Raw genomic sequence first — 13,465 nt, forward strand, 5'->3', positions numbered from 1 at the left:
AATGATTCGACCTATTATTCCGACGCTGCGTGAGCCGGTGCGTGACGTCTTTATCGCTGAGTGGGGATCACCTCAAATGGTCATCTCGACCGGGACGTATGACTGCGCTACGCTCGACGGTTTCGTCGCGATGGAAGAAGCGACAATCATCGGGCTGATCACGTATGTCATTAGAGAAGAGGAACTTGAAATCATCTCGCTCGATAGCTTACGAGAAAACGGCGGCATCGGGTCGTCACTACTCGATGAAGTGGAGCGCTTGGCCCGGCTTCATCGACTCAAGCGTATGTCGCTCATCACGACGAACGATAACTTACGAGCGCTCGCTTTTTATCAAAAGCGGGGTTGGCGCCTCGCAGGCATCATCCCTGGTGCGGTTGATGCGGCCCGCCTACAAAAACCGTCGATTCCAATGATCGGCGAGCACGGCATCCCGCTCCATGACGAGATCATCCTACGCAAAGCCATCACCAACTAAAGAAACGAGGTACATCCTTATGATTCGATTCGGTATCATCGGTACGAACTTTATCACCCATTCATTTTTAGAAGCCGTCCACGAAGTCGAAGGTGCGACCGTTGCGGCCGTCTATTCACGGACAGCGGAGCGGGCGACCGATTTCGCAAAAGAGTATGGGATCGTCCATACGTTCACATCGCTTGACGATATGGCGACGAGCGACGTCATCGACGCAGTCTATATCGCAAGCCCGAACTCGCTCCATGCCGAGCAGGGCATCTTGTTCATGCGACATGGCAAACACGTCCTCTGCGAGAAACCGTTCGCCTCGAACGTCGACGAGGTCAAATTGATGCTCGAGACGGCGCGCGAGCACGACGTCGTCCTCCTTGAGGCGCTCCGCAACCTATTCATGCCGAACTTCCAAATATTGCGTCAAGCGCTGCCTCGCGTCGGTCCCGTCCGACGTGTCATCTTGAACAAATCGCAATACTCGTCACGCTACGATTTGTATAAGCGCGGGGACAACCCGAATACGTTCAATCCTGCCTTCTCGAACGGTTCGCTCATGGACCTCGGTGTCTATTGCCTCGGTCCCGCCTTGAAACTGTTCGGTCGACCGGACGCCGTGCAAGCGAACGCCGTCAAACTCGAGTCGGGCGTCGACGGGAGTGGTTCGGCCATCTTGTCGTATGACGGCATGGACATTATCGTGCTTCATTCGAAGATTCACGGCACGGACGCACCGTCCGAAATCATCGGGGAAGCGGGGCGTATCGTCATCGACGATATCGCCTCACTCGACCGCTTGACGTTCGTCGGGCGCGACGGGACGACCGAGGAACTCGCCACGGAACAGACGACACACATGAAGTACGAGATTGAAGCGTTCGTGCTTATGATTCTAGCAGGCGAGAGGGAGACCGAGATCCACTCATTTGACGACATGCAGTTGCTTGCTGACGTCATGACCGATATCCGGCGCCGCATCGACGTCCGTTATCCGGCAGATGTATAAAACAAGCCTCGAGCGCGCGCTCGAGGCTTGTTTTATGATTCTTTATTGAGATACAAATGGCGGATAAACAAACCTAGTGCGACCGTCATGATGACGGCCGGGATCAGGCCGACGAGCAATAATGAACCCATGCGTTCAGTCCTTTCTGAGTGCGTCGAGGCGCTGTTTCATGTCATCGAACGACTGCCCGTCCGTCAGTACGCTCAGCTCACCGGCGACGAGGTCGTTCACTTCACGGTTCCAAGCAGTGCTGAGCGTCGTCTCGAGCAATTGTAAGTGCGAAGCGGTCCGTTCGGCTTGAGCGGCACCGACTGCTTCGAGCTGTTCCCGGACGGCGGCTTTTAAGCGTGCGCTCAAGTCGTCGCGCAGCTTCGTCCGACCGTCGGCTTCGAAGAATTGATTCGCGTTCTTATAGTGCTTCAACACGGGACGGAACGGGTCCGCTTCGAACGTGACCGGATCGACGGCGTCGCGGAGCCAGTCGATGTCGATGTCTTCTTCGTATGATAACGTCGGCAAGACGGGGCGCAGTTTGAGCGTCTCACGCTCGATCAACCGTTCTGTCTCTTGCTTCAAGAAGCGCTCGAGCCGATATTGGAACACTTGCAGCTCTTGGTGAATGTCATACGCATACTTGTCGAGCGTGCGTGTCAGGGCGCGCTCGAGACTCGCCTTCGAGCCGTCGACTTCGACCGGATGGAACGTCTCCTTGACGAAGTCCGAGAGCCGGAAGAGGGAGCGCGTCTCGAGGTGGGCGAGCAGTTCGTTCACTTCGCGCGTGAACGGGTCGACGAGCGTCGTGACGCTTAATCGGTTGTCGGACTCACGCAACTGTTCGAGTTGTGTGCGATGTGTTTCTTTAACAGTCGCATCGGCTTCGGCTTCGCGTAAGACGTCTTCGAACGCGGCGACGAGAGCGCTCGTCTCGTCTTTGATGCGGACGGCGTTCGCTTGGCGCAGGTCATGGTCGACGAACTGCTCGAGCTTGGCCGAGAAGCGGTCGAAACCATTGTCTCTGCCTTGGATGGCGTTCCGGCTTGAGATCGGCAGGACGGTCGGATTGCGGACGCCGAGCTTCGTCAACTGGTTCGACACGTAATCGGTCACGGCATCGCGTTCCGCGTCATCGGTCGCCAAATCGGACGCGTTGACGAGGAAGAACATGTCATGGCCGCCCGTCCCTTGGACCCGCCCGAGCTGGATGACGAGCTCGCGGTCGGCCTCGGTGAAGGCGTGGTTGTAGTACGTCACGAACAGGACGGCGTCGGCGTCGCGCATATAGCCGAACTGTACCTCGCTGTGGCGGTTGAACTGGGAGTCGGCGCCCGGCGTGTCGACGAAGATGATGCCGCGCTCGGCCCAAGGGGAGTCGACATATAGCTCGATCTCCTTGACGATGCAACTCTTCTCTTCCTCGGTGACGAACGAGCAGAACGTGTCGTAGTCGACCGACTGCTCACTGCCGAGATAGGACAGGGGAGCGTTCTTGACGGCGTTGACGAACGGGTGGTCGATGCTGAGCGCTTCAAGTGAAGCGCCGTAGCCGTTCAGTTCCGCCTCGAGCTCGTCCCGTGTCTTGAACGTGATCGAGGCGCTCTTATGGGCTTGACCGTTCGGGGGCACGATCTTTGTGATCGAGGCCGTCAACGGGTTCGGCGAAGTCGGGAGCACCGTTTCGCCGAGCAACGCGTTCAGCGTCGACGACTTTCCGGACGAGAACGCACCAAAGATGGCGAGCGTGTAACGCTCGGACTCGGCCCGGGCCAACTTATGACGCAACGACTTCACGCGTGACTTGAATAACGGATGTTTCTCTAATATTTCACATACCGCATATTCATACGAAAAATCAAATGAAAAAGCAACGATATCATTGCCCAAAAGCGAGGTCGACGCAACTTCTTGTTGCTGGTGTTCGACTTGTTTTTTCGGTAACTGGCCGGCATCTACGTAATGGCGGGTCTCGAGGTCGCCCAATCGGTCTTCCGAGATGTCACGTATGGCGTAAGTAGAGAGCAGCGCTTGCTTTTCAGCAAGCCGGCGTTGAAGCGCCAGCGTATCGAGCATGTCATATAAGTCGTCTTGCTCGGCCTTGATTTGGTCGATCCGGTTTTTTCCTTCAGCCTCGAGATACGTCTCGACCGAGGTGACCCACGGGTCGGACACTTTCGTCACCCAAGCGGCGAGGGCAGACTCGATGTCACGGCTGAACTGGAGGACCGTGTCGCCACTGAGTGACGCCCCGGCCTTCACTTGCTCGCTGATGAGCGTCTTTGGTGCGGACGGCAATGTGTCGGGACGAGACAAGATCGCTTCTGGCAGTTTCAAGTCACGGACGATGTCCTCGGCGTATTTGATCAAGTGAGGCCGCAAGTTCGTATCAATCAATCGGTTGAACTCTTTGGCGGCGACATCTTCACGCCGCACACGTTCCTGGCGCGTCTTTTCTTTTGAGAAGAACAGGCCGACTTTGAACTCAGGTGCACAACTCTCCAGATAATCCCGCAACAGTTCACGGAACTCATAGTTCATGATCGGCGCACTGGCGACGATCGGGGACTGGTGTTTAAAGAACTCACGACGGAACGACTGCAGCCACGTCGATTTCTTCTCGAGTCGCTGGAGCCGGGATTGGATCTCCGCCGTCTGCTTCTCGACGACCGGAAGCTGTTCGAGCGCTGTCTCGATTGACCGCACAGACCGGTCGAGCAACGTGTCGACGAGGAGACTTGCTCGCGCCTCACTCTGCTCTCGGGCCGTCTCGATGACGGCTTGGACGTGGGTCCGGAGCCGTTCGACCTCGTTCTCTGGGTGGTCGAGCTCGCGGAGTGAGATGTAGAACATATCGTCCGGATTGATGGCATGACGCATAAACGCCGTCTCGAGCGAGCGTTTGAACGCGTCAAACGGAAGTTCCGTCTCATCGTGCTTGTCGATCTGATTGATGATGATCGAGTAGGGGCGGGCTTCGGCGCTGAACTGTTTCATCAACTGGATGTTCTGTTCCGATTGGACATGATTGTAGTCCATCATGAAGAACAAATGGTCGGCGAGGAAGAGCGAACGTTCCGTCGCTTGGCGGTGACGCTCATCGGTCGAGTCGATACCTGGTGTGTCCATCAAGACGACGTCACTTCCGAACGGGAAGCGCGGTAGCGCGTATTCGACTTCTTTGATCTCTTCGATTTTGCAGTAGTCGCCTAAATGTTCGAGCTCGTCGGTCCCGAGTCGGATCCAGTCCGTGTCATTGATGGCGACCGAGGCACTTGCGTCACCGTTACGGAGCGTGACGATGTTCGCGCTCGTCGGGATCGGGCTCGTCGGTAATACCCCGTCGCCGAGCCAGTTGTTGAGCAGTGTCGATTTACCGGCCGAGAAGTGACCGCAGACGGCGATCCAAATCTCGTCACGCGTCACTTTCCGGAGTGCGGTCCGGGCGAGCCGAGCCGACTCGGTCTCGTCTTGTGTTTCAAATACGTCGGTCAATTGCGCCAGGCGCATGCGTTGTTCGTTCATAATCCCCATCCCCTAATCATGATTCCGTCGTGATCCCGACGCGGTGTCTGATGTATGTTCTGTCTTTCCAGGCGCGAAGCACGAGCTCGGCGACGTCATCCCGTGCGATCGGACCTGAGTTCACCGTGCCTAACACGTCGGCCGTGATGACAATCTCACCGACAGATTCGCCTTCGATCAATTGCGTCGGACAGACGATCGTGTAGTCGAGGTCGGATGCTTCGAACAGCTCATAGGCTCGGGCGTGGTCCTCGGCTGCGGTCGTCATCGACCGTTTCGACTCACGCGTCTCGAAGCGATAGTTGTCCGAGTCGTGTGCCCGTAAAATGCCGGCTGTGCCGACGATCAAGATGCGTTTGAGTCCTGCCTGTTGCATCGCCGCGATGACGAGCGGGGTGAAGCGCGACAAGACGTTTTGTTTGTCGGTGCCGAGTGCTGACATGACGACGTCAGCACGTTGTATCGTTTCAATGACGGCTTCCTGGTCGGTGGCGTCGCCGATGATGACGTCAAGACCGTCCCTCGGTTGAAGCGGTCGTCTCGTTAATAGGCGGACGTGATGTCCGTCCTCCAGTAATCGTTCAAGCATCCGCATCCCCGTGCGGCCGCTTCCTCCAAATAAAGCAATGGTTGACAAGTAAACCCCTCCCCATCAAGATTAAAGAAAATATCCAACGCCATCATACCACGGAAGCGCTCTCGAATCGGGCAAAATGACCTGACTTCGACCGGTTCGAAGGCCAAATGTTTCACCCACGCCGAAGTCGGCTAAAAAAATTGCATGACGTGTACAAAGGGGGAAGACACTCCGGTGTCGAGAACGCATGAGATTTGGAGCTAGAACGATCAAAACCGGGATTTCTGTCGCCCTGGTGTTACTTATTGCCGAAGCGTTTCAATTTGAACAAATCGTCGTCCCGGCACTCGCGGCCTCGCTCGCCTTACTGCCGTCGGTGTATCAGACGGGTGTCCGGCTTTTAGAGGAGATGAAAGGGAACTTGATCGGCGCCTTACTGGCCGTGTTCTCGTTGATGCTGACACCGAACCCGACACCGATCGCGATCGGCGTCGTCATCATCATCGCCATCTCGATCCTGCTCTTCTTGAACCTCGAGTCGACGACGCGGACCGTCATCTTGACGACAATCTTGATCATGGAAGGGGCGAGCCAGTCCGAGCTGTCGATCTGGATGTTCGCCGGCGAACGTTACTTGCTCATCATGATGGGAATCACCGTCGCGCTGCTCGTCAACGCGTTGTTGTTCCCGCCGCGCTATGAACGGAAGCTCGAAGACGAGATCACGACCGTCTTTCAAATGGCGGTCCGAATCGCTCGCTTGTTCTCCGAGACGGAAGGCGGCCGCTCGTCGTTCGAATCGCTCGACGAGACGAAAAAGAAACATCGCGGTTCGAAGACGACGTATGATTACTTCGAAGAAGAGATCAAAGCCAACCGCTGGCTCGAGAAGAAGACGCCGATCTACCGTCGGGCCGTCCTCAAGTCGAAGATGATCGACACGAACAGTGCCGCCATCCACGTGCTCGACAAGTTGTACGACGATTATTTGACGGTCGAACATCTGCCGCCACAACTCGAAGAAGAACTGTTGCGCCATATGCGGCACTTGCTGCGTCGGCATGAGCGTTTGTTCTCGGCGTATGAACTCGAGAACGAACACATCATCGACCGCGAGGAAGACTTGATCCACGAGAACTTCGACTTCGCCAAGCTGATGATCGAGAAGATGCGCGACGAAGAGGAAGAACTCATCTTGACCGTCGTCCCGCTCGTCGCGGCGATGACGAACTGGGTCAAGGCGATGAACGAACTCGAACGCTACCTCATCACCGAGATGAAGAAGCATAGCGACAACTTGAAAGTGGAACCGCGCAAGAAGTGGTTCTTTGAAGACTAAAAACCGCTCTCGTGAACTGAAACAAAAAAGTTAGACACTAAATAATTTGTCAGGCGACTTCGAGAACCTGGGTCCGGTATTCCACCGGGCTCAGTTTTTTTGTCGTTTTTTGATGCGGCGATGATAGTAGGAGTCGACATAACGCTCGATCTCTTGTTTGAAATGAGTCATGTCATAAAGAAAGCGTTAGTGAAGTTACAGATGTACCATAATCAGCTGGTTGAACTGCTTTTTGAATAAAAAAAACGCATCAGCTAACTTGGCTTTTAAAAAGTCAGTTAGTTGATGCGATTTTTATGAGCTGAGCTTGTTTATTTTTTATTTTCGTCACGTAAGGGGAGAAACGGGTTGAACCCATATAGTAATCTTGTTCCGATAGACTAGAGAGTAAGGCAAGGATGTTTTTAAGCTGCTTCGCCCCTTCTTGGATGCTCAAGTGATTGACGTGCCCCTTTTGATCTAATCGGTTCACAAACAGCTCGACCTTCCCGCCGCTTTCAATCAATTCCCGACTGACCAATGCCGTATCCTCTATCAGTTCCTCAAACTTATGATGTAGGCCGATCCCGTTCGAAGCCGACAAGTCGAGGTACACCGTGAACATGTCTTGATTGACTGGCTGGTACAGTTTCGTTTGCAGAGTAGATTTCTTCGCCGTCGCATACCAGTCGATTTGTCTAGACGGTTCATCCTCATAGGGCTTCGAGGAGATTTGTAATAACCGATCTTTAATTGGAGAATATTTAGAGACGCGCTCACCAAGCTTTAGGTGTGACCGGATACGTTGCGCATGAGTACTTGAAATCGATGGATAGACCGTCCAACGTAAAGGGGGAGCCAAATAGAGTGTCAGCGTCCCTAACGATAGAGGCAAGCTAATCGTGATAGAGATTTCAGCTACTTCGATGGGTCCCCTTCGATTACCTGTAAGTTCGAAGACGAAATCAGACGGCAGCTCGTCCAATTCGATGATGGATTCCGTATGCCCCTCTAAGTTCACGACATAATGTCCATCCTTCGGCGTACGTATATATGTTTTCGTGCTCATTTCGTTTAACAGGTGCACGTTCGTCAGGTCGAGGGTGAACTTACACCTGTCGTCTTTGAACAGAATCGAGTCGAACTGTCTCCAGGTGACGTCCATTTGTGAAGTCAATCGTTTCGTGTAACGCTCGATATAAACACTTGCCGCCAAAAAAATAGCGAGAACGAATGAAAGGATCGAGAGGTACGGCACGAACAATAAAATGAGAATCACTGAAAACAAGACGATTTGGATGCGCTTCTCAAGCAAAAAAAATACATTGGTCGAGATGTTCATCGGAGTCACATGCCCATCTCGACCGGGACCGGGACGGTCGCCAAGAGTTCTTCCATGACCATGGCCTTCGAGGACTTGATCTCGCCCTCGAGCGTCAGTGTCAACCGATGAGCGAAAACGTACGGGGCCAAGAACTTGATGTCCTCTGGTGTGACATAGTCACGATTGTGGATATAGGCATAGCTTTGCGCGGCTTTCGAGAGAGCGATCGTCGCACGTGGACTGATGCCCGTCTGAACGTTCTGGTGGCTACGTGACGAGGTCGCGATTGAGACGATATAACGTAACACGTCTTTCGAGATGTGAATTTTCATTGCATCGGCTCGATATTGTAAGAGTTGCTCAAAATCGACATTCGCTAAAATGGTCTTACGGGTCTCGGTGACGGATTCCTCTAGCAATTGAAGTTCGAATTCCTCAGTCGGATACCCTGTATGTAGACACATCATGAAGCGGTCAAGCTGCGCATCAGGCAAAGAGAATGTGCCGGATGATTCAATCGGATTTTGCGTCGCGATGACGAAGAAAGGGGTAGGTAGATGATATGTCTTGCCCCGACCGTCACCTGTCGTTCTTCCATCGCTTCGAGCAACGCGGACTGCGTACGTGGGACCGCCCGGTTGATTTCATCGATGAGCACGATGTTGGAGAAGATCGGGCCTTGCTTATTTTCAAACTCTTGCGTCTTCAGGTTAAAAAAATCCGAACCGATAATGTCAGATGGTAATAAGTCGGCTGTGAACTGGATCCTTGAAAAGTCGCCGTGGAAACTCGTCGCCAATGTCTTTGCCAGCATCGTCTTCCCGGTACCAGGGACATCTTCCAAGAGCACATGTCCGTTCGCCAGCAGCGACGTCACACACAGTTCGACCACTTTCGGGTTGCCCAAATAAACTTGGTTGATTTCATCGATCATCGCACGAATGTTCATCAAGATTTCTCTCCTTTATGGTGTTGTATGTACTGTCTGACAGATACTTTGAAGTCATGAAGTGAGCGCTCGTCGATCACGTCCAGTTCTCCATATCGTACATCGGCATAAGGTTTCACAGATTGTTCGAATCGAATGCGTGCAAACCACTCTGAGACGGTCTCGTGCGGTTTGCGTTTTTGAGCGTCGCTCAAGGCGTCATTCAACGCCACGAGTAGTTTTCCAAGCTCGGTGTCAGAGGCATAGAAAACGGTTGGTGTGGTGGTGGACACTGTGTCCATGTTGGCTCGAGAAGATAATGGTCTCTCGTCATCTGAGGACAGAGTCGCTTTGCGGCGCCGCTTATCCCACCAATCCCGTACTCGCTTGTAGTACTTGAGAAATAAAATGATCAAGAAAGCTATAACGGCCCATTTCAGGACGTCTGAAGCAGTATTTTGATTCTCACCGGTAATTTTTTTCTCAAAGCGTTCTTTCGACAAAAGGTTATGCCATTTCGGTATATCATTAGTGTCCTCAAGATTCTCTGTTTTTTCCTTAAAGGTTGCCGGCTCACCGTCAATATACCTTGGCTTCCCAGACATGTCTTGTTGGGTGGGACGATCTACAATCATTCCATATAGGAAAGTGCCCCCGATCTTAACTAAAGCGACGATGATCAAGGTCGATATGATGAAATAATACATTCTTCTTTTCTGCATAAACCCTCCTTCATTTTATTCTTCGAAAAGGTAAAAGCATAAATCAATCTTTCAAACGAGTTCAGTAGAGTAAGTTAATTTATACTTAAATATTCCATTATAAAAAAATAATGTCAATAATTGAATTTAAATACATTTAGAGGCTGTTAACCACCAACTTTTTAATTCGTCGTATAATAAAGAAATCTTAAGCGATGCGGAGAGAAGCGAATGCAGACTCATTTACAGCATATGATGAAGTTCTGGAACATCCGCGTCAGGTCCGACGAGTCAGACCTCGATTGGGACAGGTTGAACAGTTTCACAGTATCAAGGTGAAACTTTTTTCAAATAAACGACGTATACTAAAAGAGAGACGGACAACGCGTCCGAACGGATAGGGGGAAACACCAATGTCAGACATAGAAACAGTACCAGCATCACTCAGCGGAAAACTACCGATCGAAGCACGGACCGTGTTCCGGTTGTCTAGCGCCATCTTTTACTTGATCGGGCTCGTCATCACCGGCGGTCTCGTCGTCGCCTCGCTCTATTTTGACTGGCCGACGTGGCTTCAATACACGATGTACGCCTTGCTCGCCATCGATCTTATCTATAGCGCGATCGACATCATCGTGTTCCAAAAGTGGAAACAAGAACGCTTCACGTATGACGTAAAACCGCTCGAGATACGATTGCATCATGGCATCATCACGACACACGACGTGTTGATCCCGATGACGAAAGTGCAATACGTCCACGCCCAGCAAGGGCCGTTGCTCCGGAAATATGGTCTGCAGACGATCACGATTGGCACCGCGGCCGGGTCGCATGAGATCTATGCGATCGAAGAGTCGTTCGCGAAGACGCTCCGTGAACAAATCGCGGTCTACGCCCGGATTGAAGAGGAGGATGTCGTATGACGGAAGCGACGCTCACTTGGCATCGTCTACCGACTCGCGTTTTACTGTTACGTGTATTAGAGGTCATCAAGTCATTTATCATCCCGCTCGTACTGCTATTTGTGATCAATAACGATTGGAGCACGACGTTCGGCATCATCTTGCGCGTCGGGATCTTGCTTTTTCTCTTACTAGACGTGATTCAAAAATTCTTCGGCTGGCGTAATTTCCGCTACGCCTTGGACGACAAGACGATGTATATCATCGATGGGAATTGGATCAAAAAAGAGAAGTCGCTCCCGCTCTATAAAATTCAAAGCGTCCATTCGAACAGCCCGTTTCTTTACCGTCTGCTCAGTGTCGTCGAGTTGACGTTCGATACGAACGCGAACAGTGATGACGCCTCGTTCAAATTGGCCGGGGTGCTCCCACAGGAAGCGCAACGGTTAGAGGACATCCTCGACCAATCGCGGCAACGCAAGACCGAGACCGAACCGACACTCGAAGGCGAAGCAATCGAAGCCGTGACGGAAAAACCGGCCGGCGTCATGCTCTATGCCTTGTCGACACGCGAGATCATCATCGCATCACTGACATCGCTGTCGGTATTCGCCATCTTCCCGGTCGCTTCGACAGTCGTGTCCTCAATCGATGACTTCATCAACCTTGATGGAACGTTCAATCAAATCGAGGACTGGGTCGTCCATGCCTCGTTCATCGCGCTAGGATTATCTGTCCTGACGATTCTGATCATGTCTTTAATCATCGGGACTGTCATCAACTTCATGAAGTATGGAAACTTCCACCTCGAACGAAGAGGTGACCGGGTCCGCGTCGAGAAAGGACTTTTGAACCGTTCAGCGAAAGAAATCCCGTATGAGAAGATTCAAGCGATCCGCATCAAAGAAACGTTCATCCGGCGCTGGTTCAATATCGTCGGTGTCGAGCTCGTCGCAGCGGGCACGATGGACGAGTTAAAAGATGAGTCGTCGACGATTCTTCCGTTCGTAAAACGGAACAAGGCGATGGCCGTGCTGAACGAACACTTCAATCAGTTCACATGGGCCGATACGCTCCATCGTCTGCCGACACGTTCGCTTTGGATCAAGTTGATGCGCATCAGTTGGTTCGGTCTCATCATCAGTGGCGTCGTCCTTTATTTCTTCCGCGATTACGCCTGGTGGCTCGTCTTGTTGTGGGCCATCATCATTAGCGGCCGCGTGTTGAACTACATGACGACCCGCTATGCTCGGAACGATGACTTCATCGAGCTTCGGACAGGTGCGTTCAACGTCCGTTCGTTTTTAACTGATAAACCTCGGATCGAACGGGTAGAAGTGACGCAGACGCCGCTCCAACGCCGCTTTGGATTATGTAACGTCCAATTGTCGACGCGCGGCGGTCTCTTATCCGTCGAGTCGATTGAGGACATCCCGCGCCAAGAGGCGGACGCCATGCTCGCCTGGTTCTCACGCTATACAGTAGAGGCAGACATGAAAACATCGGTTTAACCTCAACTCAGACAAACTAAAAAGACGAACCAAGTCGCAATAGGCGATGTGGTTCGTCTTTTTAGTTCGAACAGCTAATAAAAAAGTATGGCGCGTCTGAGCGCTTGCGCGATGTTTTTCATAAAGAGGACTGTGTGGGGGCTTTGGGAAGCACGATCGTAAACGTCGTTTCCCCCGGTTGACTGCTCACATGAATTTCGCCCTCATGCAAATCGACGATAGACTTGGAGATGGCGAGACCTAGACCTGATCCGCCGGTGTAGTGGGCTCGTGACTTTTCGACTCGAAAAAATCGTTCGAACACGAAGGGGAGATCACGGGAGGGGATCGCCTCCTCCCCATAATTCGTCATTTTGATGAAGACCGCTCTATCCGTATCTTCAACGAACGTATCGATATACGTTCCGTCACGCCCATAACGCATCGCATTCTCGAGTATATTCTCGAACACGCGCACGAGCTTCAACGCATCGCCTTCAACGATGGGCCGTTCGGCTGAAGAACTGAATCTTGCTTCCATCTCAACTTCTAAGAGACGTAATCGGGACTGCGTGATGAGCTGATTGAGCAATTCATCGAGATGGACCTCGCTTTTTTGTCGGACGATGCGGTCGTTTTGTAGAAACGTATAGTCAAAGATATCGTTAATCAAACCTTTCAGATTGCTCGCGTTCTCATGGATCACTTGGATGTAATGACGCAATTCGACCTCGTCCCGGTAACGGTCACTATGAATCAAGTCAAGGTAGCCGGTGATGGACGTGAGCGGGGAACGTAAATCGTGCGCGACGTTCGTCACGAGTTCGTGCTTCAATCGATTTGCCTGAATCAATTCATACTCTGCTTTTGCCGCACTATTCGAGATGCTGCGGACGGTTGCCATCAACCGGTCTAGCTCTGGCGGGACATCTTGTTCAACCGCATCACAGTTGGCGTGGAGTTCTTCCACAAGTGATGTCATCCGCTCAATATGAAACTGTAAATAACGTTTATGCTCATACTGATAGATCAAGACGAAACAAACGGCGACCATTAAACTATAAAACAGGAATAACACACCTTCACGGAAATAGGAAAGGACGATGACAAGACTTTCCACAAATCGTGAAGACTCCTCAAAGTACCAGACGGCAGGCAGTAAGAGAACGCCGCTCAGTGTGGCGACCCCAAAAGTAATCAACACATATAGCAGACGTTTCCACATGGGGAT

The 13,465-nt window shown here is 52.2% G+C and carries 10 protein-coding genes and 1 pseudogene; 5 read left to right on the forward strand and 6 right to left on the reverse strand.

Features of this window, described 5'->3' with window-relative positions:
• The first annotated feature begins 1 nt into the window (after position 1).
• Both EVJ29_RS09700 and EVJ29_RS09705 read left to right on the forward strand, forming a co-directional pair.
• Complete coding sequence (locus EVJ29_RS09700; RefSeq protein WP_131505037.1) at positions 2-478, forward strand: GNAT family N-acetyltransferase; 477 nt, start codon at positions 2-4, stop codon at positions 476-478.
• Positions 479-497: 19 nt separating this feature from the next.
• Positions 498-1,478 (forward strand): Gfo/Idh/MocA family protein, encoded by a 981-nt coding sequence (locus EVJ29_RS09705; protein WP_131505038.1) that lies wholly within the window; start codon positions 498-500, stop codon positions 1,476-1,478.
• Positions 1,479-1,613: 135 nt separating this feature from the next.
• On the opposite strand, the gene EVJ29_RS09710 is transcribed toward EVJ29_RS09705, so the two are convergent.
• The gene (locus EVJ29_RS09710; RefSeq protein ID WP_236633499.1) at positions 1,614-4,994 is read right to left on the reverse strand and encodes a dynamin family protein; all 3,381 of its coding nucleotides are present in this window, start codon (positions 4,992-4,994) and stop codon (positions 1,614-1,616) included.
• A gap of 16 nt (positions 4,995-5,010) precedes the next feature.
• On the reverse strand, positions 5,011-5,631 hold the full coding sequence (locus EVJ29_RS09715) for an NAD(P)-dependent oxidoreductase (RefSeq protein ID WP_131443810.1): 621 nt from the start codon (positions 5,629-5,631) through the stop codon (positions 5,011-5,013).
• A gap of 187 nt (positions 5,632-5,818) precedes the next feature.
• Here EVJ29_RS09715 and EVJ29_RS09720 point away from each other — a divergent pair, with 187 nt between their 5' ends.
• Positions 5,819-6,910, forward strand: coding sequence for an FUSC family protein (locus tag EVJ29_RS09720; RefSeq protein WP_131505040.1), 1,092 nt, complete (start codon positions 5,819-5,821; stop codon positions 6,908-6,910).
• 274 nt (positions 6,911-7,184) lie between these two features.
• On the opposite strand, the gene EVJ29_RS09725 is transcribed toward EVJ29_RS09720, so the two are convergent.
• The 3 genes and pseudogenes from EVJ29_RS09725 to EVJ29_RS09735 form a co-directional block, all read right to left on the reverse strand.
• Positions 7,185-8,240 carry a DUF58 domain-containing protein gene (locus EVJ29_RS09725; protein ID WP_131505041.1) on the reverse strand — a complete coding sequence of 352 codons (1,056 nt, stop codon included), beginning with the start codon at positions 8,238-8,240 and terminating at the stop codon, positions 7,185-7,187.
• Positions 8,237-9,162: pseudogene (locus tag EVJ29_RS09730) on the reverse strand (AAA family ATPase). The gene EVJ29_RS09725 and the pseudogene EVJ29_RS09730 overlap by 4 nt, the downstream one beginning before the upstream one ends.
• Entirely contained in the window at positions 9,162-9,863 is a 702-nt protein-coding gene (locus tag EVJ29_RS09735; RefSeq protein ID WP_161567347.1) for a hypothetical protein, read from the reverse strand. Before EVJ29_RS09735 ends, EVJ29_RS09730 begins: the two are co-directional and overlap by 1 nt.
• Before the next feature lie 392 nt (positions 9,864-10,255).
• On the opposite strand from EVJ29_RS09735, the gene EVJ29_RS09740 reads away from it, so the two are divergent.
• Positions 10,256-10,765: a PH domain-containing protein gene (locus EVJ29_RS09740; RefSeq protein ID WP_071397497.1), complete on the forward strand. Its 510-nt coding sequence runs from the start codon at positions 10,256-10,258 to the stop codon at positions 10,763-10,765.
• Entirely contained in the window at positions 10,762-12,255 is a 1,494-nt protein-coding gene (locus tag EVJ29_RS09745) for a PH domain-containing protein (protein WP_131505043.1), read from the forward strand. Before EVJ29_RS09740 ends, EVJ29_RS09745 begins: the two co-directional genes overlap by 4 nt.
• A 118-nt stretch (positions 12,256-12,373) precedes the next feature.
• Here EVJ29_RS09745 and EVJ29_RS09750 read toward each other — a convergent pair whose 3' ends face one another.
• Positions 12,374-13,459, reverse strand: a complete 1,086-nt coding sequence (locus EVJ29_RS09750) for a sensor histidine kinase (protein WP_236633500.1) — start codon at positions 13,457-13,459, stop codon at positions 12,374-12,376.
• Positions 13,460-13,465 lie beyond the last annotated feature (6 nt).

It is taken from the genome of Exiguobacterium sp. SH4S7 (assembly GCF_004336795.1).
Lineage (GTDB): Bacteria > Bacillota > Bacilli > Exiguobacteriales > Exiguobacteriaceae > Exiguobacterium > Exiguobacterium aurantiacum_A.

Bases quoted from the DNA above. Each gene is read 5' to 3' on its own strand.
- EVJ29_RS09735 (WP_161567347.1), bottom strand. From the start codon at position 9,863: ATGCAGAAAAGAAGAATGTATTATTTCATCATATCGACCTTGATCATC.
- EVJ29_RS09705 (WP_131505038.1), top strand. From the start codon at position 498: ATGATTCGATTCGGTATCATCGGTACGAACTTTATCACCCATTCATTT.
- EVJ29_RS09710 (WP_236633499.1), bottom strand. From the start codon at position 4,994: ATGAACGAACAACGCATGCGCCTGGCGCAATTGACCGACGTATTTGAA.
- EVJ29_RS09740 (WP_071397497.1), top strand. From the start codon at position 10,256: ATGTCAGACATAGAAACAGTACCAGCATCACTCAGCGGAAAACTACCG.
- EVJ29_RS09700 (WP_131505037.1), top strand. From the start codon at position 2: ATGATTCGACCTATTATTCCGACGCTGCGTGAGCCGGTGCGTGACGTC.
- EVJ29_RS09720 (WP_131505040.1), top strand. From the start codon at position 5,819: ATGAGATTTGGAGCTAGAACGATCAAAACCGGGATTTCTGTCGCCCTG.
- EVJ29_RS09745 (WP_131505043.1), top strand. From the start codon at position 10,762: ATGACGGAAGCGACGCTCACTTGGCATCGTCTACCGACTCGCGTTTTA.
- EVJ29_RS09750 (WP_236633500.1), bottom strand. From the start codon at position 13,459: ATGTGGAAACGTCTGCTATATGTGTTGATTACTTTTGGGGTCGCCACA.